At 53.8% G+C, this 22,721-nt stretch carries 23 protein-coding genes and 1 pseudogene; 15 read left to right on the plus strand and 9 right to left on the minus strand.

Annotated elements, in window-relative coordinates; genetic code table 11:
* Window positions 1-35: 35 nt before the first annotated feature.
* The 3 genes from CHU32_RS00400 to CHU32_RS00410 all read right to left on the minus strand — a co-directional run bounded on the left by CHU32_RS00400 (window position 36) and on the right by CHU32_RS00410 (window position 2,272).
* Window positions 36-1,031: a saccharopine dehydrogenase family protein gene (locus CHU32_RS00400; RefSeq protein WP_176691593.1), complete on the minus strand. Its 996-nt coding sequence runs from the start codon at window positions 1,029-1,031 to the stop codon at window positions 36-38.
* An 82-nt stretch (window positions 1,032-1,113) separates the two neighbouring features.
* Entirely contained in the window at window positions 1,114-1,515 is a 402-nt protein-coding gene (locus CHU32_RS00405) for a VOC family protein (RefSeq protein ID WP_103674118.1), read from the minus strand.
* Window positions 1,516-1,528: 13 nt separating this feature from the next.
* Window positions 1,529-2,272, minus strand: a complete 744-nt coding sequence (locus CHU32_RS00410) for an SDR family NAD(P)-dependent oxidoreductase (protein ID WP_103674119.1) — start codon at window positions 2,270-2,272, stop codon at window positions 1,529-1,531.
* Window positions 2,273-2,408: 136 nt separating this feature from the next.
* Between CHU32_RS00410 and CHU32_RS00415 the strand changes: the two genes are divergently transcribed.
* Window positions 2,409-3,296 carry an AraC family transcriptional regulator gene (locus CHU32_RS00415; protein WP_103674120.1) on the plus strand — a complete coding sequence of 296 codons (888 nt, stop codon included), beginning with the start codon at window positions 2,409-2,411 and terminating at the stop codon, window positions 3,294-3,296.
* Between the two features lie 393 nt (window positions 3,297-3,689).
* Here the strand turns inward: CHU32_RS00415 and CHU32_RS00420 are convergent.
* The 6 genes and pseudogenes from CHU32_RS00420 to CHU32_RS00445 all read right to left on the minus strand — a co-directional run bounded on the left by CHU32_RS00420 (window position 3,690) and on the right by CHU32_RS00445 (window position 8,782).
* Window positions 3,690-4,011: pseudogene (locus tag CHU32_RS00420) on the minus strand (type II toxin-antitoxin system PemK/MazF family toxin).
* Complete coding sequence (locus CHU32_RS00425) at window positions 4,012-4,269, minus strand: AbrB/MazE/SpoVT family DNA-binding domain-containing protein (RefSeq protein WP_103674122.1); 258 nt, start codon at window positions 4,267-4,269, stop codon at window positions 4,012-4,014.
* 376 nt (window positions 4,270-4,645) lie between these two features.
* On the minus strand, window positions 4,646-5,605 hold the full coding sequence (locus tag CHU32_RS00430; protein ID WP_103674123.1) for a quinone oxidoreductase family protein: 960 nt from the start codon (window positions 5,603-5,605) through the stop codon (window positions 4,646-4,648).
* 195 nt (window positions 5,606-5,800) lie between these two features.
* Complete coding sequence (locus CHU32_RS00435) at window positions 5,801-6,607, minus strand: hypothetical protein (protein ID WP_103674124.1); 807 nt, start codon at window positions 6,605-6,607, stop codon at window positions 5,801-5,803.
* A 206-nt stretch (window positions 6,608-6,813) separates the two neighbouring features.
* Window positions 6,814-7,839, minus strand: coding sequence for an LLM class flavin-dependent oxidoreductase (locus CHU32_RS00440; RefSeq protein WP_103674125.1), 1,026 nt, complete (start codon window positions 7,837-7,839; stop codon window positions 6,814-6,816).
* Window positions 7,840-7,954: 115 nt separating this feature from the next.
* Window positions 7,955-8,782 (minus strand): response regulator transcription factor, encoded by an 828-nt coding sequence (locus CHU32_RS00445; protein WP_218113678.1) that lies wholly within the window; start codon window positions 8,780-8,782, stop codon window positions 7,955-7,957.
* Between the two features lie 312 nt (window positions 8,783-9,094).
* Here CHU32_RS00445 and CHU32_RS00450 point away from each other — a divergent pair, with 312 nt between their 5' ends.
* From CHU32_RS00450 to CHU32_RS00515, 14 genes are all read left to right on the plus strand, one after another.
* The gene (locus CHU32_RS00450; protein ID WP_103674126.1) at window positions 9,095-10,003 is read left to right on the plus strand and encodes a dihydrodipicolinate synthase family protein; all 909 of its coding nucleotides are present in this window, start codon (window positions 9,095-9,097) and stop codon (window positions 10,001-10,003) included.
* 101 nt (window positions 10,004-10,104) lie between these two features.
* On the plus strand, window positions 10,105-11,280 hold the full coding sequence (locus CHU32_RS00455; RefSeq protein WP_103750752.1) for an iron-containing alcohol dehydrogenase: 1,176 nt from the start codon (window positions 10,105-10,107) through the stop codon (window positions 11,278-11,280).
* Window positions 11,281-11,336: 56 nt separating this feature from the next.
* Window positions 11,337-12,674 (plus strand): MFS transporter, encoded by a 1,338-nt coding sequence (locus CHU32_RS00460; protein WP_103674128.1) that lies wholly within the window; start codon window positions 11,337-11,339, stop codon window positions 12,672-12,674.
* A 102-nt stretch (window positions 12,675-12,776) separates the two neighbouring features.
* Window positions 12,777-14,285 carry an aldehyde dehydrogenase gene (locus tag CHU32_RS00465; protein WP_103750753.1) on the plus strand — a complete coding sequence of 503 codons (1,509 nt, stop codon included), beginning with the start codon at window positions 12,777-12,779 and terminating at the stop codon, window positions 14,283-14,285.
* Window positions 14,286-14,361: 76 nt separating this feature from the next.
* Complete coding sequence (gene yddG / locus CHU32_RS00470) at window positions 14,362-15,279, plus strand: aromatic amino acid DMT transporter YddG (RefSeq protein ID WP_133159214.1); 918 nt, start codon at window positions 14,362-14,364, stop codon at window positions 15,277-15,279.
* Window positions 15,280-15,384: 105 nt separating this feature from the next.
* Window positions 15,385-16,068 (plus strand): NAD(P)H-dependent oxidoreductase, encoded by a 684-nt coding sequence (locus tag CHU32_RS00475; RefSeq protein ID WP_103674130.1) that lies wholly within the window; start codon window positions 15,385-15,387, stop codon window positions 16,066-16,068.
* Complete coding sequence (locus tag CHU32_RS00480; RefSeq protein WP_103674131.1) at window positions 15,996-16,601, plus strand: TetR/AcrR family transcriptional regulator; 606 nt, start codon at window positions 15,996-15,998, stop codon at window positions 16,599-16,601. The genes CHU32_RS00475 and CHU32_RS00480 overlap by 73 nt, the downstream gene beginning before the upstream one ends.
* A gap of 175 nt (window positions 16,602-16,776) precedes the next feature.
* Window positions 16,777-17,520, plus strand: a complete 744-nt coding sequence (locus CHU32_RS00485) for a GntR family transcriptional regulator (protein WP_103674132.1) — start codon at window positions 16,777-16,779, stop codon at window positions 17,518-17,520.
* A gap of 116 nt (window positions 17,521-17,636) precedes the next feature.
* On the plus strand, window positions 17,637-19,073 hold the full coding sequence (locus CHU32_RS00490) for an NAD(P)/FAD-dependent oxidoreductase (RefSeq protein WP_103750754.1): 1,437 nt from the start codon (window positions 17,637-17,639) through the stop codon (window positions 19,071-19,073).
* Between the two features lie 490 nt (window positions 19,074-19,563).
* Window positions 19,564-19,905 carry a PTS lactose/cellobiose transporter subunit IIA gene (locus CHU32_RS00495; RefSeq protein WP_103674134.1) on the plus strand — a complete coding sequence of 114 codons (342 nt, stop codon included), beginning with the start codon at window positions 19,564-19,566 and terminating at the stop codon, window positions 19,903-19,905.
* Window positions 19,906-19,959: 54 nt separating this feature from the next.
* A complete protein-coding gene (locus CHU32_RS00500) occupies window positions 19,960-20,217 on the plus strand; it encodes an HPr family phosphocarrier protein (protein WP_103674135.1) in 258 nt (85 codons plus the stop codon).
* A gap of 17 nt (window positions 20,218-20,234) precedes the next feature.
* On the plus strand, window positions 20,235-20,972 hold the full coding sequence (locus CHU32_RS00505) for a phosphoenolpyruvate-utilizing N-terminal domain-containing protein (RefSeq protein ID WP_176691594.1): 738 nt from the start codon (window positions 20,235-20,237) through the stop codon (window positions 20,970-20,972).
* Between the two features lie 172 nt (window positions 20,973-21,144).
* On the plus strand, window positions 21,145-21,462 hold the full coding sequence (locus CHU32_RS00510) for a PTS sugar transporter subunit IIB (RefSeq protein WP_103674137.1): 318 nt from the start codon (window positions 21,145-21,147) through the stop codon (window positions 21,460-21,462).
* A gap of 15 nt (window positions 21,463-21,477) precedes the next feature.
* Complete coding sequence (locus tag CHU32_RS00515) at window positions 21,478-22,698, plus strand: PTS sugar transporter subunit IIC (protein WP_103674138.1); 1,221 nt, start codon at window positions 21,478-21,480, stop codon at window positions 22,696-22,698.
* Window positions 22,699-22,721 lie beyond the last annotated feature (23 nt).

Below are 22,721 nucleotides of genomic sequence, written 5' to 3' on the forward strand. Positions count from 1 at the left end.
CCTCCTGTAAGCGAGTGGAGCTTATTATTTTTTATTCAACGCGAATTGTCAGCTACCGTAATCCGTGTGTCGGCGATGGTTTCGGCGAAGTGTTTGCCGAATATTGTCGCCGGGGTCTGGAAGCCTGGAAGGCACTCTCCCGCCAGTACTCTGCGCCCGGCTTCCGCTGCCGCCTGCGCGGTAAAGCTGTATCCATTCACCGTATCCAGCAACATACGCAGGGTATCGCCATCTGCATTCACGACTTCCGCAACGGCCTGATAACGGCTGGCTTCACGCTCCTGATCTGTCGGGCCATCGGGCAGATCAGCCAAATCACCCTGCGGAAACCCTTCGCCGGAAACATATACGAAAGTCTCGATATCAGGTATCTCCATTGCTTTCCAGATGGTAATGACATCGGGAAGCGTTACGGGAAAACAGGCTTGCGGCCCTTTGCCAAAATCAAAGTTTTGCAAATCAGTTGACTCACGCTGCATCAACTGACCGTTACGGCGCAGCAGACATACAGTTGATAAATTCTCACTTGCGCTTACCGCTGAGCCACGCGACATAGTTCCGGTGACATGCAGTGCCAGCGAGATACGGGCCGGATTTTTGATCTCCGCAGCAGCGTGGGCTGCCAGACATCCAAGCATTGCCACGCTTCCGCCACAGCCTGGCAGCAACATCACCCCCGCCGCTGCGGCGGTTTCGTCGAAGACTTCAGCAAGCTGGTAACTGTCCAGTTCAGCGGCCACATCAAGGTAATGGACCTTCTGGCGGATTGCCGCACTTATTAGCGGTCTTGCGGTATACATAAACGGACCGGCGCAATTTATGAGTACGTCAATATCCTCCAGGGCACTATCAATTGTGTCAGGATCATCCAGGCTGAAAGCCCGAAAAGCGACATCCATTTTCAAAGCCATCGCTGCCAGTTTTTCCCGATCGCGACCGGCAACGATTATCTGCAGGCCAGCTTCCTGCGCGTGATGTGTAATCATCGCCCCGGTATAGCCTGACGCACCGTAAATCATGAGTTTTTTCATAAAGGTATTGCATCTTTAAAAGGTAATGAACGTTGGCATTGCCAGGGTCACACCCCAGCTCTGACCTTGCAGCAGCATGTTTTCAGCGTCCGTGCTGCCAACTTTTATAGACAAACTCCAGACTGTATCCATCCGGGTCTCTGACCTGAGCGGCGTAATAGCGCGGATCATAATGCAGTTGCGCCCCTGGCGAGTGAATCTCCGTGGCACCCGCGGCGATGGCCTCAGCATAAGCCTGGTTAACCATGATTTCGGAATCTGCCACAAACCCGACATGTACGGCCTGAGGAGAAGGCGTGCCCGATCTTAGCCAGAAAAATACGCGTCCATTGGCACCAAATCCCTTGAGGTCAGGATGGCCTGATGGGCCATTGCTGCCGTCATAATCGTGACGACTGGTGATGCCAAGAAGAGGCAGAACACGCTCATAAAAAACGATTGAACGCTCAGTATCGCTTACGGTAATAAAGATATGATCCAGCATGAAAGCTCCCCGATTAGATGTTATAACCACCCGCGACTTCTATCGTCTGGGCATTAATCCAGCCATAGTCGGCAGACAGTAAACCGGCGATAACACGAGCAACTTCGTCAGGCTCGCCAATTCGGCCAAGGGCTGTTTGCCCGGCCAGCAATGCTTCGAATTCATCACTTAAACCGCCACCCAGCTCAGTACGAATTGGACCAGGTGACACGGCATTGACCCGGATCTTCCTTTCACCAAACTCTTTCGCCATATAGCGCGTCAATACCTCAAGGCCACCTTTAAATGTTGCATACGGCGCTACACCGGCGGTTGCCACGCGGGTGGTGGCGCTGGTGAGATTAACAATTGCAGCATTCGGTTGTAGAAGTGGTAGCAGCGTCTGGGTAAGGAAGAAAGGCCCTTTCAAATGGACGTTCATTAAGCTGTCGAACTGTGCTTCAGTGACTGTCTCTATGGGATTATAAAGACCATATCCTGCATTGTTGACCAGCCCGTGAAGTCCTCTGGCTCCCCAGTGTGATTCCATTGCGTCTTCGAGATTTGAACGAAAGTGACTAAAACTACTAGTATCTTCTACGTTTAGCTGCAACGCTAACGCATGCCCCCCGTCGGCCTGAATACGCTCAACCACCTGGCTGGCGGCTTCCGGCTTGCTGTTCCAGGTAAGGATAACGCCAAATCCACGACGCGCACACTCAATCGCCGTGCTGGCCCCAATGCCGCGGCTTCCGCCGGTAATCAGAACATGCTCCATAAAAACTCCTGACAGAAATAATAACCTATTCAAGGTTACGCATTGCGTCGGCTCCTGACTCCTGTAATCCTCTCTGATATTTGCCTAATCCTGCTTTAATCTTGTAGCCGATCCCATGCCGTGTTATTTAAACAGGATGGAAAAAAAATTAGCTGAACTGCGCCTGTTGGCTTCAAAAGCCGGGAATAAAATCACCGAAACCGTTATACCGCGTGTCGCGATGGTACAGGGGGAAATTCCTGAGCACCGGCTTACTGCTGTCTATGAGCCGATGATTAATCTGATACTCACGGGCTCCAAGAGCATGACGGTGGGAGATAAAACCTGGCAATACAATCCTGCCACTTATTTTGTGATGTCGGTGGATCTGCCCGCAGCCGGCAAAGTCTTTGCCGATGAGCGAACCGGGGCGCCCTATCTTGCGGTGAGTCTGACACCGAAGCCTGAGATTATTGCTGAATTACTGGATGGCATGCCGGGTTCAGGTAAAACACATCTTTATAACGCCGGATTTTCTGTCGCCCCGGTTACGTCCGAATTGCTCGATGCCTGGCTGAGAATGCTGCGACTGCTCAGTAAGCCAGAGGAAATTTCTGCTTTAGCTCCTGCGTATGAACGAGAGATTTTATTCCGGGTTCTTCAGGGGCCGCAGGGCTGGATGTTGCGTGATATTGCCACGCCGGAATCGCATCTTGCCCGCATCTATAAGGTGATTAACTGGCTGAAACAACACTATATGCAAGCCGTGCGGGTAGAAGAGCTGGCCGCCATGGCGGCATTAAGCGTTTCCGCATTTCATCGCCACTTTCAGGCGATCACCGCGCTCAGCCCAGTCCAGTACCAAAAACGTCTTCGCCTGATGCAGGCACGGTTGAAGTTAGCCACGACTGGCGACAGCATCACGGCCATAGCACATGCTGTTGGCTACCAAAGCCATACGCAATTCAGTCGGGAATATGGACGCCATTTCGGCCTCTCGCCTTCATCAGATCAAAAAAATATTACACTGCTCAGAAACATATAAACCTGCCGGTGCCCAGGACGTTTTATGAAATAAAAAGCACCAGACCTCTACAGCACTCTGTTTACAAGCCAACTCAATTGGCAGTAACTTCCGCTTCTGACACTGAGCTGACTTTTAGATCTCTTTGAACATAGTTTAACTTAGGCAGACTCTTCGATGCCCGCTCTAACTACGTTTTCCTTTCATGTAACGATCATCACCTATAGTAGAGTGCTCAAATCAGTTTTGCGAACCCCACAAATATTGGTGGTCACTCTGGTGGTCTTGACAGAAAGAGAATTCAGGTTTAGCTTACTTATTAGCCAGTTACTGGTAAAGGTGATCCCAGTCAGAGGAGCCAGATTTAAAAAAGCCCGCTTTTTAGCGGGCTTTTTGCTTTTGTGTCCGTTGAGTTTAGCTCAGAATGGCGTCCAGTCTCGCCAGCACTTCATTCACAACAGCATCAGGTATACGTTTCAGCCGCTTACCGTTCCGGGCTCGCATATTAATGGTTCTGGGCTGGTCACAGCGAATAACGCCCGTTGTTTTGGTTCCCGCGTCGTTCAGTGATACGGTAAAACCCGCTGCACGGGCAAAGTTTCCGCCGCTGGTAACGGGAACGACAATGGGTAGCCGGGTCAGCTTGTTAAACGATGCCTTCGATACGATAAGCACCGGACGTTTTCCACTTTGCTCGTGGCCGGTAATCGGGTCGCCAAATTTCTCCTCTGTCCATTTACAGCAGCTCCTTGCCCACCGCAGGCGCATCAATCCATTCCCGATCTTCCTCGCTCATTTCGGCGTTCGGATCGCATTGCGCCAGCAGTTCCTCAAGCGAATAACGGGGCCGTTTCTGCGGTTCAATAATCAGGCAGCCATTATCAATGGTCATACCCACTTCGCTGTCCGTCGACAGCGCCAGCGTTTTCAACACGGCGGGAGGAACCGCCAGCATGACCGACCCTCCAACCTTTTTCAGGCGTGTTGTAAACATAGAACACCTCCGGATATTATATTTTAATATAATATTTACGGCAGGCGATGCACAATTATTCATCAGATTCACTGTGATTCCCTTAGCGTAGCGGGAAGAAAGCCTTAATAACAGATCCGGCAGTTTTCAAAGGCGGCATTGCCAGTAAAACAGCGACCATCCTGATACATCAGGCGCTTCTTTCAGGTCATGAAGCATTTGTGCAGGCAGGAGCTTAATTCGTGGTAAGAAAGCCGATAATAGAAAACTGTTTTTGCAGTTCAAAGGATTGTGACGGATCAGATAAACGAAATGCGGCGCAGCTTCCATATCCGGGCTGCGCCGGGGGATGCCACCAGGTAATTAGCCCGGCGCAATCATAGTGGTCAAACGCACTTTATGGCTTCATAACGATGCGGCCAAGCGGTTTCGCTGTCTCGGCGAATTCGTGGGCTTTGGCAGCGTTGGCCAGGGGGAAGATGCGGTCAATGACCACCCTGATGCGCCCTGCGGCTACAGCCTGCAACATGTCGTCCACACTAGCCCGGACTTCAGGCTTTTCAAAAAGGGGTCCCATGAATACCCCCATGAGTGTCTGGTTAGACTGCATTGGCGGCCACAAGTCGACAGTCAGGCTGCCACCACCCGCATTACCGACGAAGACAAGACGTCCTTGCGGAGCGAGTGCAGAAAGCGAAGCAGGCAACGTTGTCCCCACCGGATCGATGACGAGATCAACCCCGGTGCCATGAGTGTACTGGCGGACACTGTCCACAACGTTATTCCCGGTACGATCCACGACATGATCGGCACCAAGCTCCAGCAACCGGCTTCTTCGCTGCGTTCCGCTTGCCACGGCGATGACCGTCGCGCCAGCTTGTGAGGCAAGCTGAACGGCCGCCAGTCCCACGCCACCGGCGGCTGCCTGAATAAGGACGGTTTCTCCGCGCCGGAGCATGCCTCGAGTGAAAAGGCAATGGTGTGCGGTTCCAAAGGAAATCGGTAACGCCGCCGCTTCTGCCGTATCCACCCCATCGGGTATAAGCCAGGTTCGTTCCGCTGGCACACCCCAGCGTTCTGCGTGTGAACCCTGCATGCTAAAAGCAGTGACTCTGTCCCCAACTGCACGGCTACGGACGTTCGATCCGACTGCGACAACCGTGCCCGCGGCCGCGTAGCCGACGATCCATAAAGGACGAGGCGGCGGTGTAGAACGACGATTGATCAGATCACCCCCTTCAATCGAGATAGCCTCGACAGCAATCAGGATGTCATCAGGCCCTGTGACCGGATCGGGCATATCGACATATTTCAGGACGTCGGGTGCGCCTTCCACGTCATAAACCGCTGCTTTCATAAATTTTCCTCTGTCTCATCAGTCAATCCGGACCAGTCTACAAACCATCCCAATCCGGCACTTAGTACGTCAGAAATTTCTCTGTTACCTCTACAGGCCGCGCGGGCGAGCTGGCAATCACCTTCTTAAGCGCGGGCGTTTTGCTTTTATAACGCCTCCATCGTGACACATTCCACACCGCGAAGCGATTAAACGCTATGCCGCGATCGCAGCGACGCTTTGCATAAAGGTATTCCATTGCTGCTGAAGCGCCGCCACATGGGACGAGGTGATATCCTTAAAAAAGTCCGCATCGTCGCTGGTGCGGCTCATCTGCCGCAAGCCTGAAAACCAGGCCGCGCTGTCGCTGGTGCTTCTGGTCAGAGAGAGCATATCGCGTCTTTCATTCTGGCTGGCATGCTGGCCTGCGTTGAGCAAATCCAGCTGCTGACTGAAGCCCGTCTCCCCCTCTTTGTCGCCCGTCTGTTTGGCGATGGCCAGTGACGCGCTGGTGAGATCCTTTAATACCGCATCCTGGGCACTGGCTTTTTGCGCGATATAATTGTTGATCTCACTAAATCCCGCTGCCTGCTGTTCGGCAGGAGTGAATTTTTGCACCAGATAATTCAGTTTTGCCTGAGTCAGAGAAAGATCCATGGACATGGTGGTTGAATTCCCTTGTCCGCCTGGCGTCTGGAGCGCTTCAGAAATAAGCCCGCCCATGTCGAGTGAAGACAGAGAAGAGTGCGAAAGCATGCCGGAAAAATAAGTATCAATATCGTTAACGACAGCGTTAGTTTTATTTTGATTGAGTTCGATAATGCTGTTTCTTGCCTGCAGCACTTCCTTCTGGCTTTGCTCCATCGCTTGCTGGCTCAGTTGTGTCGAGGCTGCCGGTTCCTCTCCTGCCAGCAGGCGATTAATTTTATCCTGAGAGAGGGGGATCGAGGTGGGAAGATAACTGCTTTTTTTAAACACATCGGTTGGCGTTTGATTACGTTCCGTCACGCTCACGCTGCTCATGCAAGTGTCCTTGTGGTCGTTTAAAAAGGATGCAGTAGTTATCGGAAAGGCAAAGGAGAAACTTTAGCGGCAAGTCAGGATGAGAGAGGGGCCCCGCTATTCTGGACCCATTGAATACCAGAGCCCGCTTGTTCGGCAGGCTTTCTTTCGCGTTTGCGGACGATGGCGCGAAAAATCAACCCGCCCGCTTCACTGGATTACTTCCGCTACGCCCGCCACCCCATCTCAGGAGCCACGTACTTCAAAATCGACTCAATGACATGCACGTTGTACTCCACGCCAAGTTGGTTTGGCACGGTCAGCAGCAGCGTGTCCGCTTCGGCAATGGCTTCATCCTGTTTTAACTGTGCAATCAGCTTGTCCGGTTCGGCGGCGTAGCTCCTCCCGAAGATAGCGCGGGTCTGGTCGTCGATAAAACCGACCTTATCGCTGTCATCGCCGCTGGCACCGAAATACGCCCGGTCCCGATCGTTCATCAGCGCAAAAATGCTGCGGCTGACCGATACGCGCGGAGTACGGGTATGACCTGCCTGGGTCCACGCGGCGCGGTACGCGCGGATCTGCTTCGCCTGTTGAATATGGAACGGCTCGCCAGTTTCGTCATTTTTTAGCGTCGAGCTTTGCAGATGCATTCCCAGCGTTGCCGCCCAGACCGCCGTTGCATCAGAGGAAGCTCCCCACCAGATCCGCTCACGCAAACCGTCGGAATACGGTTCCGGGCGCAGCATTCCCGGCGGGTTCGGGAACATCGGCTGGGGGTTGGGTTTGGCAAAACCTTCGCCGCGCAGCACATCCAGCAGCACTTCAGTGTGCTGAAGCGCCATATCGGCATCGGTCTGCCCTTCAGCAGGCTGATAGCCAAAATAACGCCAGCCGTCGATGACCTGTTCAGGCGAACCACGGCTGATACCAAGCTGCAAACGGCCCCCGGCGATCAGATCCGCCGCCCCGGCACTTTCGGCCATGTAAAGCGGGTTCTCATAACGCATGTCGATAACACCAGTGCCAATCTCAATACGTTGCGTTTTCGCACCGATGGCGGCCAGCAATGGAAACGGCGAGGCGAGCTGGCGGGCAAAATGGTGGACACGAAAATACGCGCCGTCGGCACCCAGCTCTTCCGCGGCGACCGCTAAGTCGATGGATTGCAACAGTGCATCGGCGGCGGAACGCGTTGCCGAGTGCGACGATGGCGTCCAGTGACCAAATGACAAAAAGCCGATCTTTTTCATGAGTGATTGTCCTGTTGGGGTAAATCATCAGCAGGTTGCCTACTTTACGCATCACCGGAAAAGAATAAATAGCGTTTGTTTCACAGACACGGTCAAATAAATTGACCGATCCGGCTTAACGTTTTGCGGTCTCTTCGCTTTGCCTGACCGGAAAAAGTTGCTCAACAAACAAAGCAAATAATTCTCGCTGGCTGGAAATATTCAGTCGCCGGTAAATATTTTGCCGGTGTAATTTAATCGTGCCTTCCGTCACCGAAAGAATCTGTCCTATGGCATAATTACTGTGCCCGCGCAAAATAAGCTGCACGATACGACGTTGCTGCCAGGTCAGGACTTCCTGACAGAAAGAAGCAAATGCCGTTTCCATTAAATCGTCGAAACGCATTTGCCGGTTAATTATCCGCACATCGCGCCAATGGGTGCGTATAGTTTCCCGTACGAACGGTTCGAGGCGGGTTAAGGCCGCCATTTCCTGCGGGGAAAATTTGTCGCCATGCAAACGCATCAGGGAATAAATGGCGTTGACTTCCCCTTCAAGCGGGACCAGAAAACCAATTTCCTCAACGATCGAACCCACCTGCATTGAGATGCACGGATGGACGTCACTGGCGCTATAAAATGCGGAATCATAAAATGCATCAGGGGCCAGCTCGCTCATTCGCCACAGCCCGGAAGCATGGTTTTCCGCGCAGGCGGTATAGAAAGGATCGAACAGGTAAGTACCCTGCAAATAATTTTCAAGTGCGACAGCGGTCACAGAATGCCGATATTGATTATCGTGCAGAATTATCGGCTTTGCATCAAACGGAAAGCCAAAAATAACCGACAGGTCGAAAGCCACGCTACCGGCCAGAAGATCATCGAGCGCCCCCGGCAGCGTGGGTTTGCCAATATGCCCGACCACCGATGCCAGAGCCTGAATATCAGGTAATTCCCAGTCCACATTATACCTCCTGTCTTTACCCCTTTTCCCACCTTACACGGGACACATTACTTTTGGGATATTTTTCGGTCTCTGGGCGCATTGTAGTATCCGGTTCATCAAATAATCAAAGAGACGCCACCCGTTATTCGGGCGGGATCTAAAAATGCCCAAAGAGGCATTTTACCATCGCAGACGTTAGCACGGTGTTGATGAGTCCATACCGCACCTGACGCCAGAAATGTATTACCTGCCAGTGTCTGAGATAAAGGCCTGTGCCTGGTATTAATTATCCGAATGGCCGTTATGGCCCCTGTACCTTGAGGAAAAATCATGAACTTTGACGGTATTTTTACCCCAGCCATTACTCCCCTGAATGCTGCAAATGAAATCGACAAAGCGGCGTTTGCTGAGGTGCTTGAGCACCTGATTGCCGGTGGTGTACACGGCATTATCATCGGCGGCTCGACCGGCGAATATTATTCCCATACGCCACAGGAGCGCCTGGAACTGGCCTCACTGGCAAAACAGGTGATCGGTAACCGCCTGCCGCTGGTGATCGGTACCGGCGCGACGCGTACCGAAGACTCCGTGAAATACGCTCAGGCGGCGAAAGAGATTAAAGCCGATGCCATTCTGGTGACCACCCCGCCTTACGCACTGCCCACCGAACAAGAGAATGCGGAGCATGCGCTGACCATTGACCGGGCCGCTGACCTGCCGATCATGCTTTATAACTATCCAGGCCGTATGGGCGTCCAGATGGGCCGCGAGTATTTCGATATCGTCACTAAAAAATCCACGAACATCGCCGCCATTAAAGAAAGTACCGGGCTTACCTCACAACTGCATCTGCTGGCGTGCGAATACCCGTCTATCCAGCTGGCCTGCGGTTGGGACGATCAGGCGCTGGAGTTTTTTGCCTGGGGCGCACGGAGCTGGGTCTGCGCTGGCTCGAACTTTGTGCCGCAAGAGCATGTCGCGCTGTACGAGGCCTGCGTGGTGGAAAAAGACTTCGACAAGGGACGCCGGATCATGGCCGCCATGTTGCCGCTGATGGATTTCCTCGAAGGCGGGAAGTTTGTGCAATGTATCAAATCAGGCTGCAAACAGGCGGGCCTGCGCCCCGGCGGCGTCCGCGCACCGTTGCAGCCGCTGAACGAGGCTGAAGAGGAGGCGCTGAATACTATCGTCGCTGAGTTAAAACGTAACGTCGCAGCGGTGACGGGCCGTCAGGCATAACCTCACCCTGCGTAACCGGAGTCAGCCTTGTCTTACCGTCGCGCACGGCGGCGGTATCCCCACTCTCCGGTACTTATTCTGTCCTCTGGAGAAATCATCTCATGAAAGATATCAATTATTATATTCCCACCCGGGTCGTTTTTGGTGCAGGCAGACTCGACGAACTGGCCACTGTGCCCCTGCCGGGAAAAAAAGCGTTGATCTGCGTGACCAGCGACGGCCTGATGGACAAGCTTGGCATTCAGCAACGGGTCATCACGCTGTTGCAACAAAATCATACTGAATCGGTGGTGTTTGATCGGGTCATGCCAAACCCGACGCGGGAAGGCGTCATGGCGGCGCGGGAAGTGGCGCGTGCCGCGGGCGGTGATTTCGTAATCGGTCTTGGCGGCGGCAGCAGTATCGACACGGCAAAAGCCGTTGCCATCATGATGGTCAACCGCGGCGATCTATGGGAATACGCGTCGGTAGGCAGCGGTGGTCGTAAACAGGTAAACGGAGCCTGCCCGATTGTGACGATTTCCACTACCGCCGGTACCGGGACGGAAACCGATCCTTTTTCGGTTATCACCAATGAACAGACCGGCGAGAAACTCGATTTTACGCTGGACGCGATTTTCCCGCAGATCGCTTTTATTGATCCTGAACTAACCCTTAGCCTGCCCCGTTCGCTCACGATGTATCAGGGCTTTGACGCCCTGTTCCACGCCGCCGAATGCTACGTCAATAACCGGGGGCAGAATCGCCTTCTCGATATTTTTGCCATCGAAGCCGTTGCGACGATCGCAGAAAATCTGCCGCGGGTGCTTAATGACGGTAGCGACCTTGAAGCACGCAGCAATGTGTCTTACGTGGCGAATATTCTCAGTGGTTTTACCCAGGCGCTGGGGTCCTGTACCTCACACCATATTATCGCCCAGGCGATCGGCGGTCTGTTCCCACAGGTAGCGCACGGTGCCACCCTGCTGCTGATTGCCAAAGCCTACTACCAGCGCGTGCAATCCCTGCTGCCGCAGGAGTTTGACGCCATTGGCGCGGTGATGGGTGAGAAAATCGATCCTGCTCGTCCGGGCGGCGCGTTTCTCGCCGGTCTTTCCCGCCTGATGGATGCTACCGGAGCGTCGGATCTTACGATGTCCGGTCAGGGCATTACTCATGACGGGCTGGCAAAGGTAGCGGATATTGCCGCCAACCTTGTTGGCTTCGAGTGTGATAGCTATGACCACCCTCTGACTGAACAAGATGCGCTTGAAATCCTTGAAAAATCCTGGCGATAACCGCCAGCCACAATGGCCACCATTTTTATAACAATAATTGCTATTGAGAGGGAAGAATGTCTTACACCTATGACTCTGTATCGATAGAAGAAGTTCCCATTAACCGCTTTCATCAATTGCTTACCGTGCGCTCAAGCGGCGGCTGGCTGATGGATGGCTATGTCCTGAGTATTATTGGCGTGGCCCTGACGCCGCTCGCCGCCGGCCTGGCGCTGGACAGCTACTGGCAGGGGCTTATCGCCATCTCTGCGCTGATCGGCATCTGTATCGGTAGTCCGGTCGGCGGCTGGCTGACGGACCGACTGGGGCGTAAAAAGCTTTATTTTGCCGGTCCGGCGTTGTGTCTTGTCTGCTCACTGGCGCAGTTCTGGGTGGAAACAGGGACAACGCTGTTTATCCTGCGACTGCTGATCGGGGTCGGTATCGGCATTGAATATCCGGTGTCATCATCGCTGCTGGTGGAGTTCATGCCGCAAAAACAGCGGGGCCCCCGGCTGGCAATGCTGACGCTGGTCTATTTCCTCGGCGCGGCGCTGGCTTACGTGGTCGGCAATTTGCTGATGGCGCACGCCGGGCCTGAGGGCTGGCGGTTTATCCTCGCAAGCCCGGCGGTCATTGGTGCCGCATTTCTGCTGCTGCGTCTGGGGTCGCCCGAATCACCGCGCTGGCTCCTCAGTAAGGGGCGCGATGCTGAGGCTGAGCAGGTCATTCAGCAGGTGTACGGTCCGACGTTTTCACTGCGTAATCTGCCAGAACAGCCTGCCGTGCGTAAAAGCTCGTTCGGCGCGGCCATCAAAGCGGGATACGGTAAGCGACTGCTATTCACCTATGTTTTCTGGATCTGTTCGGCAGCCCCCGTGGTGGCGATTTACTCCTTTGCGCCACGCCTGCTCGCGGAGTACGGGCTGAACGGTAACTGGCTGGCGTGGGGATCGGTGACGATTACGGTAATGTTCGTGATCGGCTGCGCCGGGGCGATGCAGCTTATCAATGCAATGGGCCGACGCAGCATGGTGATCCACAGCTTCCTGTGGTCGGGGCTGGTTCTGATCGCGCTGGGTTTAATCTCCGGTCTCTCACCGTTATTGATCGTCGCTCTGTTTAGTGCCTACGCCATTGTGATTGGCGGTACCCAGGCGTTGCAGATGGTTTATCCCAACGAGCTGTTCCCCACCGAAATTCGCGCTTTTGCGGTGGGGCTTGGCTCGGCGCTGGCGCGCGTGGGCGGTGCTGTTGCCGCCTGGCTGGTGCCGGTTTCACTCCAGACCATCGGGGTGCACGGCACCACGCTTGGCATCGCGCTGTTTTCAGTCGTGGGCTGCGCAGTCGCTTTCGCCCTGGCCCCTGAGACCGGATCGATGAGTTTACAGGACGCCGCATCGATTCAACGTTAAATACCGTCCGCCATACCTTACGTCACAGGAGAACGGCGCATCGCGGCGTCGTTCCCTGCGGAAAATATCACCTGCAACCGGTTTTTATCTGGAGAAGAACTGATGTCTGATTTACTCACCGCTCAGGATTATGCCGAACTGGCAAAAAACTGCGTTTTACCTACCCAGGCATTTATTAATGGTGCTTACCGGCCCTCGGTGTCAGGAAAAACCTTTCCAACCACTAACCCCGCTACCGGTGAGACGCTGGCACATATTGCAGCCTGTAACAGTGAGGATGTGGACATTGCTGTAGCCGCTGCCGGAGCGGCTTTTGAGGACGGGCGCTGGCATCATCAACCGCCTGCGGCGCGAAAGGCGGTCCTGTTGCAATTTGCCCGGCTACTGGAAGCGGATGCGACTGCGCTGGCGGTGATGGAAAGCCTCGACAGCGGCAAGCCGGTATCCGAATGTCAGAACACTGACCTGCCGGAGGCAATTCATACCCTGCGCTGGCATGCGGAACTGATCGACAAAATTTATGACAACACCGCCCCGGTCGGTAGCGGCGCGACGGCACTGGTGGTGCGCGAACCGGTGGGCATTGTCGGGCTTGTCCTGCCGTGGAACTTTCCACTACTGATGCTGGCATGGAAGCTTGGGCCAGCTCTGGCCGCGGGCTGTTCACTCGTGGTCAAGCCCGCCATGGAAACCAGCATGACAGCGCTGCGGGTCGCTGAGCTGGCCCATCAGGCTGGCCTGCCCGCCGGGGTGCGCAATGCTCTGCCAGGAAGCGGACGAGAAGTGGGCGAACCGATTGGTCGCCATCCCGATATCCGCATGATCAGCTTTACCGGCTCTACCGAGACCGGACGGCTATTCTTACGCTACGCGGCGGAATCCAATCTGAAAAATGTGACGCTGGAGTGCGGCGGTAAAAACCCGGCGGTAGTGATGGACGATGCCGGGGATCTGGATGCCGTGGCACAACAACTGGTCAACGGTGCCTTCTGGAATATGGGTGAAAACTGCTCCGCCTCGTCGCGGCTGCTCGTACACCAACACTGTAAAGAAGCGCTGCTGGAACGTATTGGCGAGCAGTTAACGCACTGGAAGATGGGTAATCCTCTCGATCCGGTGAATAATCTCGGCGCACTGGTAAGCCGTGCGCATTTTGACAAAGTGAGCCGTTATATTGCGCAGGCGAAACGCGAAGGGTTACGCATCGTATTCGGCGGCGCTACACACGACGGGGCATTTGTCGAACCGACGGTGGTGGATGGCGTGACGGCTGACTCAGCGCTGTTTCGCGAAGAAATCTTCGGTCCGGTACTGACGGTCACCACCTTTACCACACTTGATGAAGCGATTGCGCTGGCTAACGATACCCCGTATGGCCTCGCCGCCTCGGTCTATACGCAAAACCTGAATACCGCCTTCCGTCTGAGCCGGGAAATTCGCGCCGGTATCGTGACGGTGAACGGATTTGGCGAAGGGGACACCACCACGCCGTTTGGCGGCTATAAGGAATCCGGTTTTGGCGGGCGGGACAAGTCGCTCTGGGCACACGATCAGTACACTGAAATCAAAACTATCTGGATTAATACCCTGGACCCGCAGGCCGGAAAATAATACGGTCACGTTTACCGCCCTGCCCGATGCTGTCGTCGGCGCAGGGTTACTTCATTTTAGCGGATTAAACATTGTCATGGCACACCTGAAAGACAAGCACACTACAATGACCCTTATTGGCCTGTTGGCCATCCTGCTGTGGGGCTCCATCGTCGGCCTGATCCGCAGCGTCAGCGAAAACTTTGGCGCGACCGGCGGGGCTGCCCTGATCTATAGCGTGGCCTCCGTCATCTTGCTGTTTACCGTGGGTTTTCCCCGCCTCAGCGCCTTTCCGCGTCGTTATCTGATATGGGGCAGCCTGCTGTTTGTGACCTACGAATTATGCCTTTCGCTCTCCATTGGCTATGCCCATACCGGGCGGCAGGCGATTGAAGTAAGCATGGTAAATTACCTGTGGCCGACGTTCACCCTGGTCGCGGCAATCGCGTTCAACGGCCAGCGCGCCAATGTTCTAATTTTTCCCGGCGTACTGGTATCAATGCTGGGCATTATTTGGGTCCTGGGAGGCGATAAAGGACTCAATATCGCAGAAATGGCGGCGAATATTAAAGACAATCCCCTGAGCTATGGTCTGGCCTTTGCCGGAGCGGTCATCTGGGCGACCTACTCGATTGTAACGGCCAAATTCGCGCGCGGCGAAAACGGAATTACCTTTTTCTTTATGCTGGTGGCGCTCGCCCTGTGGACTAAATACCTGTTGGGCGGTGGGGGCGCGATGAACGTCAGCATTAGCTCGATAGTTACGCTGGTGCTCGCCGCTTCGGCGATGGGCTTCGGCTATGCCGCATGGAATATCGGTATTTTACATGGCAACGTCACGGTACTGGCCGGAGCATCTTACTTTACGCCCATTCTCTCTGCCGCGCTGGCAACGCTTATCCTGCACGCGCCGCTCTCGCTTTCCTTCTGGCAGGGAACGGCGATGGTCTGCGGCGGCTCTATCCTGTGCTGGGCGGCGACCCGGGCAAAGAAACGCCGCCTCCAGTCTACTTGAGAACAATTTGCAACATACCAAAAGTATATTATAGTAAGCGTAGCTGACGGGCGTGAGCAACTCTCCGCCCTTCTGCCCATTATCTCTTTGCTGAAAGGAGCGCTTATGCATACGCTTATTGTGGTTGCTCATCCGGATAAAAATTCCTTCACCCACGCCGTCGCAGCGGAAATTAACAAAGCAATAACGACCAGCGCGGATCATAGCGTTGAGATGGCCGACCTGGTGGCCGAGCACTTTGATCCACGCTACGAGCTGGCCGACCACACGCTGTTTACCCGTCGCACTCCGGTACCTGCTGATGTTATCGCGGAACAGCAACGTATTGACCGCGCTGAAGCGCTGGTGCTGGTTTATCCTGTCTACTGGTGGTCATTCCCGGGCATACTCAAAGGCTGGATAGATCGTGTCTTTACCAACGGCTGGGCCTACGATGATAATGCGCAAGGTAAGGTAGTGAAAAAGCTGGGTCGTCTGAAAGTACACCTGGTGGCAATCGGTGGGGCCGACCTTCGCACTTACGCCCGGCACGGTTATTTTGGGGCCATGAAAACGCAGATTGACCATGGTATCTTCGATTACGTCGGAGCCAACGTGGTAACCTCTGAACTGCTGCTGGTACCGGAGGCGGGCTTTCCGGCATCGCAACTGGCCGTGGCACAACGGATAGGCAATAATATCGCCACCGCAAAACAGTCGCCTGCAGAGGATGATGCATGTCAAACACCCCCGGAGCCAGCCCCCGTAAGCGCCATCGCTTATCACGAGAAGCACGATTTTCCCAGCTGATTGCGGTGGCCTGGCAATTGATTCGCCAGGAAGGTACCGACACCCTGAGCCTTGGCAGGCTGGCTGAAGCAGCTGGCATTACTAAGCCTACTGTGTATGAGCATTTCGGGACGCGCCAGGGTCTGCTGGAAGCGCTGTACCGCGACTTCGACCTTCGCCAGAATAAAATGATTGATGACGCCATCGCCGCCAGCAAACCACTGCTGGCGGAAAGAACACACGTGGTTGCCACCAGCTACATTGCCTGTGCCCTGGCGGAAGGCCGTGAGATACCCGGTGTACTGGCCGCCTTAAGCGGGTCGCCGGAACTGGCGCGATTACGTAAACAGTGCCAGCTTGACTACCTCGAAAAATGTCGCCAGGCGTTTGCCCCTTTTGTGGGGCCTGCAGGATTAGCGGATGCCGCATTATGGGCGATGCTCGGCGCAGCGGACGGTCTGGCAGCGGTTGCACTAAGCGGCGACATTAGCGAGCAACAAGCCTGCGATGAACTGTACGCGGTGATCCTGGCCATGCTCCAGCGCAGCCAGTAATGTTTACACGAGCGGCTCAGTGATATTGGCAACGAGCCGCACTTCCCTCGTTGGTGTTTCCCCTCCTCTTCCGTCTTGATCCACTTCACATTCGCAGCTTTAGACACAAATCCCGATTGACGCTGTTTACCGTGGTGGAGTATTTTATTCACAAAGAATATACAAAAGATAGACAATGAAAAAACATAAAGAATACATCCAGGAAAACAGTGAATTACCGCAATCTGACGGTAAGATCGCAGGCGATCGCAAAACCCTGCTCGCCGATACCCTGCGTCAGCGGATCATGAGTATGGAACTGGCCCCGGGCGCGGTAGTGGATGAAGTCACGCTCAGCGCCGAGTTTGGTCTGTCGCGTCCGCCAGTGCGCGAACTGATGCGCCAGCTGGCGGCGGAGGGCTATATTGAACTGGAGGCTAACCGCCCGGCCCGCGTTTCTGCCATGAACTATCACTCGCTGCGGAGTTTTTTTCTTGCCGCGCCACTCATTTACACCGCGACATCCCAACTGGCGGCAACCCATGCCACGCCGGACGATGTTGCGCGCCTGAAAGAGATTCAGGAACGCTTCCGGGCCGCCATGGATCAAAACGATGCCTGGGGGCGGGTCTTTTATAACGATCAGTTTCATTATGAAATTGGCCTTATTGCCCGCAATGATTATTTGCTACCCAGCCTGCGCCGCCTGCAAATTGATCATGCGCGCATCGCGAAAACCTTTTATCGCGCGCAGCCCAGCGACGATATGCAACAAGACATGAATGAAGCGGTGCATCAACACGATCTGATCATTGATGCCATTGCCTGCCATGACGTGGCAGCTATTGACGAGCTGATTCGTGCCCACTGGGAATTATCACGCCGGCGTCTCGCGGACTATGTCATGCCTGAAGGTGTGGTTATTCCTCTCTCGTTTTAAGGTGCAGTTATCACAGTAAACCGACATCCAGGCACCGCTGTGGTGCCTGGCAGGAATAACTCGTTCGGTAAATCAGGTGAGCAATAACTAACTCATTATTAATAAAAAGGTTTCTCATGGCTATTTCACGAAGAAAATTGCTCGTTGGCACGGGCGTGGGTGCAGGCGTTATTGCTGTTGGCGGCGGCGCGACGCTGCTAAGCGACGGGCTGCCGTCCGATCCAGATACGTTGTTACGCATTGATGCCCTTCCCTCTGACGATCCGACGCCGGGCTGGTTCCACACCAGCCAGAAACGGCAACCTCAGCCGCCGCTGAACGGCGATGCCGAAGCCCCCTGGGTGGTGATTGGCGGCGGATTCACCGGGCTGGCGGCCGCGCGGCAGTTAGCGTTGAATTTCCCGAACGACCAGGTGATCCTGGTAGAAGCTCAACAGGTCGGCTTTGGTACCTCCGGGCGCAACGCTGGTTTCCTGATTGATGTCCCCCACGATATCGGTGCGCCGGATTACATCGGCGATCAGAAAATTGCCCGCAATATTCTGCATTTGAATCAGACCGGACAGCGCATCCTTCACGATTTAGTTGAGCAATACGACATTACCGGGGCACAACTACGCCACGTGGGGAAATACCAGGCGGCGGTTGAAGACAGCGGTATTGCCGTGCTGGAAGCCTACCACGGTGGTCTGCAAAAGCTGGGACAGCCTGCCACGCTGATTGACGGTAAAGATTTGCCCGATCACATCGGCACCAAATTTTACCGCAAAGCGCTCTACACGCCGGGCACCATGCTGGCTCAGCCCTCCGGGCTGGTTAAAGGTCTGGCGGATCATTTACCGGAAAACGTCACCCTGTATGAAGATACGCCGATCACCGCCGTTGAATACGAGCCACAAATCGTGCTGCATCATCCCACGGGGCGGATTATTGCCCGCAAGCTGGTGCTGGCAAATAACGCCTTTGGTACGCATTTTGGTTTTCTGCAGCACCGTATCATCCCGATCTTTACCTATGGTAGCCTGACCCGCCCGTTAACGAAGGCCGAGCAGGACAGTATCGGTGGCAAAGATTTCTGGGGGGTGATCCCGGCAGATCCGTTTGGCACCACGTTGCGTCGCACCCACGATAACCGCATTCTGGTGCGCAACAGTTTTACGTTTAATGAGGATGGCCGTCACAAGCCTAATGCCACCGCCAAATTCCGTCAGTCGCACCGTCTCTCTTTCGAACGACGTTTCCCGACGCTGAAGGATGTGGAGTTTAACTACACCTGGGGCGGCGGTCTGGGCATGTCGCGCAACGGCTCAAGCTTCTTTGGTGAGCTGCGCAAAAATGTGTACGGCTCGCTGGGCTGTAACGGCCTGGGGACGGTACGCGGAACGGCGATGGGTACCTTGCTGGCGGACTGGCTGGCGGGTAAACATCACGAGCTCATTGATTTCCTGCTGGCGATGGAAACCCCGAGCTTTAACCCGCCAGACCCGTTCCTGACTATGGGCGTTAACTTTACCTTAAGACAGGGCATGGCCAGCGCCGGGCTTGAGGCGTAAAGAGGATATCTGAAGCCTGCATAATGCAGGCTTCAGATTGCAGACAAACGTCACAGAACAATGCCTGGTGGCGCTTCGCTTGCACGGCCTTTGGCGTCCACATAACTTCTTATTATTAAATATGTCGCAGGCCGGGTAAGGTTAAGCCGCCACCCGTCAATACGTCCTCACCGGTTATCATCAACGTTAACCCTAATCATTCGGCTTTCCTCCTGCACCACAAAAGTGAAAAACGTCACATTTCTCTGTCGCTTTCATGCAATACCAAAATCAAAAACCGGGCAGCAGTCTGAGGCGTTTATAACAGGCTATTAGATGTTATCAGTAAGGGGTAATGCCTTTCCCCACCAGGAGGAAATTATTTATTTGTTTCCCCGTTTGTCTTTGTGGTGAACTGCACTAAATGATTTATAGCTCTCATTTTCGCCAACCGGAGCAAGTTTGTTTCCGGAGTAATCATGGCGATATTCACAGTATAGCGAGATAACCGATGGATAAAAGCGAACAAATTAATACCGTGGCAATGAATATTATTATGGACGCCGGAGATGCCCGGTCGCTCATAACGGATGCCTTAGTTGCTATTGAAAAAAACCAGTTCACCGTGGCTGATGAAAAAATCATGCAAGCCCAGCTAAAAATAAAAGCTGCCCACGGTAATCAGACGGATATTATTCAGAGTGAAATCCACGGTGAGGCATTCCCATTTTCATTGTTATTTATTCATGCCCAGGACACGCTGATGACCATTAACAGTGAATTATTAATGAGCCGTCATTTGTTGAAGGTTTTTCGCCTGCTGGACCAGCGCATCAGTGCGCTTGAGCAGTAAAACTCACTGGCTTTTAACCGATACCAAACCGTTACCCGACGACAGGATATTTTAATGGAACAATTTCACTACACCATTCGTGACGATCTGGGTCTCCATGCACGCCCGGCAGGGTTACTGGTTCGCCTGGCCATGGGTTATCACTGTGAACTCCAACTGGCCAAAAACGATCGTCAGGCCAGCCTGAAAAAGATTTTCACCGTGATGGGGCTGAATGTGAAATGTGGCGATACCGTCACCGTCATTGCCAGCGGAGACGACGAACAGCAGGCCATCGCGGTACTGCACGATTTTTTTCGTCAGCATCTCTGAGCATGGGAGGAGATACTATGCAAATTATTACAGGTAACGTTGTTTCGCCAGGGTATGCCTGCGGCCCCGTCTGGATTTGGCAGCCGGTGAAAAATGACATTTCCTTATCTCCGGTCGCTGATCCCTCGCAGGAACTAAACCGTCTGGAACGGGCCTGTGACACTGCCCTCGCGCAGCTTCAGGCGCTGGAAGACACCGTCAGAGCGGCAACCGGTGAAGACGCGGCCCAGTTGTTTTTCGCGCACCAGCTCATGCTCCAGGATGACGATTTTCAGCAGGAAATCCGCGAGGCAATCCGTCAACAGCATTGCAATGCAGCCTGGGCTGTCGAACGGGCGGGCGAACAATTCGCCGCGCAAATGGCAGCCATGGAAGACGTCTATTTTCAGGCCAGAGCAGCGGATGTACTGGATGTGGCCGGACGGCTGGTGGCGATCCTTGGCGGTCATTCTCCGACAACGATCCCCGTACCAGCCGGCAAGGTCATTTTATTTGCCGACGCCCTGTCACCCAGTGAAACCGTACAGCTTGACAGGCAACGCGTTGCCGCGGTGGTCACCCGTCAGGGGTCGGCGCTGTCGCACAGTGCGATCCTCGCACGGGCTATGGGTATTGTCGCTATCATGGGTCTGCACTCGCCCGCGCTATCAGCCGAGTGGCAAAATCTTGAGGCGCTGGTTGATGGCGAAACGGGTCAGATTTATTTGTCGCCTGATAGCGAAACACAAAAACGTTATCACCCTAAGCTCATATAGGTGAAATAAGCAGATATTTTATTGTGATGAAGATCTATTATTTTTTCTTATGCTTCATATCAGTAAATATTTTCACTTTAGCAGTGAAATAGTGTATTTGAGATGTTATGTGTGAAACAGCAATAATAAAATTACCCTACAGACAAACATTAATACAAAGGTCCACATGCAAATGAAAAAATTAAATATCTTGTTAATCTGCGGCTCAGGCGCATCCAGCGGGTTTCTGGCGGCCAATATTCGTAAAGAGGCAGCCCGCCGGGAACTCGACTGCACCGTTGTTGCCCGTAGTGAGGCGGAAGTCGAAAGTTATCTTCAGGAAATAGATTGCCTGATGGTTGGCCCGCATCTGAAATATTTAATCCCCGAGCTTGAGGAGAAAGTCGCCACGATGAATATCAAGGTCATTTTAATGGAAAAATCCTATTACTCGCTGTTGGATGGCGGCATGGCGCTGGATCATCTGCTGGCAGAATTAAATAAAGATTAAGCGGGGCTGGTCATCATGCAGAAATTTATCGACTGGATGGAGGTGCATTTCGCACCGCCCATGAACAAGATCAACCGCAACGTGTGGGTTCTGACACTGAAAGACTCGATTATGCAGGTATTACCGATGATCCTGGTAGGTTCACTGGTCACCGTGCTGTCGATCCTGAAAAATTTTCTCCCCTGGTTCCCCAATCTTTCGACGTTATCCAGCTATACCATGGGGCTAATCTCTATCTTTATTGCTTTTCTGATCCCGTTTAACTACATGGAAAAAAAGAAAATCAATAAAATGCGCCTGATTGCGGGGATGTCCGGAATCGCCCTGTTTATGATCATCGTTAAGCTCCAGGAAATCCCGGTTCTGCAATTCAAATATTTTGGTGCTGGCGGAATGTTCGTCGCCATCATTGCCGGAATTTACGTTGCCTTTGTGATGGGTATTGCCGGGAAGTATTCCTTCTTTAAACAGGACAGCGCGATCCCGGATTTTGTACGGGTATGGTTTGACGCCATTATTCCTATTCTGGTGGTGACGGCCACCGGCTGGCTGGCAGTCTATATCCTGAAGCTTGACCTCTATCAGATCCTGATTAACATTTTCATGCCGATCACCGCCTTCGCACAAACGCTACCGGGCTTCTTATTAATAACGTTCCTCGGCGTTTTCCTCTACTCCATGGGGATCAGCGGATGGGTATTATTCCCGATTACCAAGCCGATTTTTCTCGCCGGGATCACCGCAAATATGGCGGCGGTTGCCGCAGGTGGCGTGGCGAAAAATATCGTCACGGCGGAAGTGCTGTATTCCGGATGGGTGGCAATTGGCGGGATTGGTGCCACACTGCCGCTGGTTATTATGCTGGTGCGCTCTAAATCCCGTCGGCTGAAAGCGCTGGGTTCTGCCTCCCTGATACCCGGTATTTTTAATATCAATGAGCCAGTGATTTTCGGTGCGGTGGCATGGAACCCCATATTAATGGTGCCGCTGTGGCTGCAGGGCATTATTTTACCGTTAATCACATATGTGGTGCTGAGCATGGGAGCCGTTAATATTCCCGCCGCGGTCTTTGACATGTGGTACTGCCCGTTCCCGATTTCGACGTGGATCGTCTCACAGGATCTGAATGGCCTGATCCTGCTGGCCGTGGTCGCCACCGTCAGCACCCTGATTTGGTATCCCTTCTTCAAAATGTATGAAAAACAGCAGGTTGCCGCAGAAGCCGCCTCTGTCTGAATTCTGTCCCTCAACTGTGGCCT

The sequence above is a fragment of the Superficieibacter electus genome (assembly GCF_002915575.1).
Taxonomy (GTDB): Bacteria; Pseudomonadota; Gammaproteobacteria; order Enterobacterales; family Enterobacteriaceae; genus Superficieibacter; species Superficieibacter electus.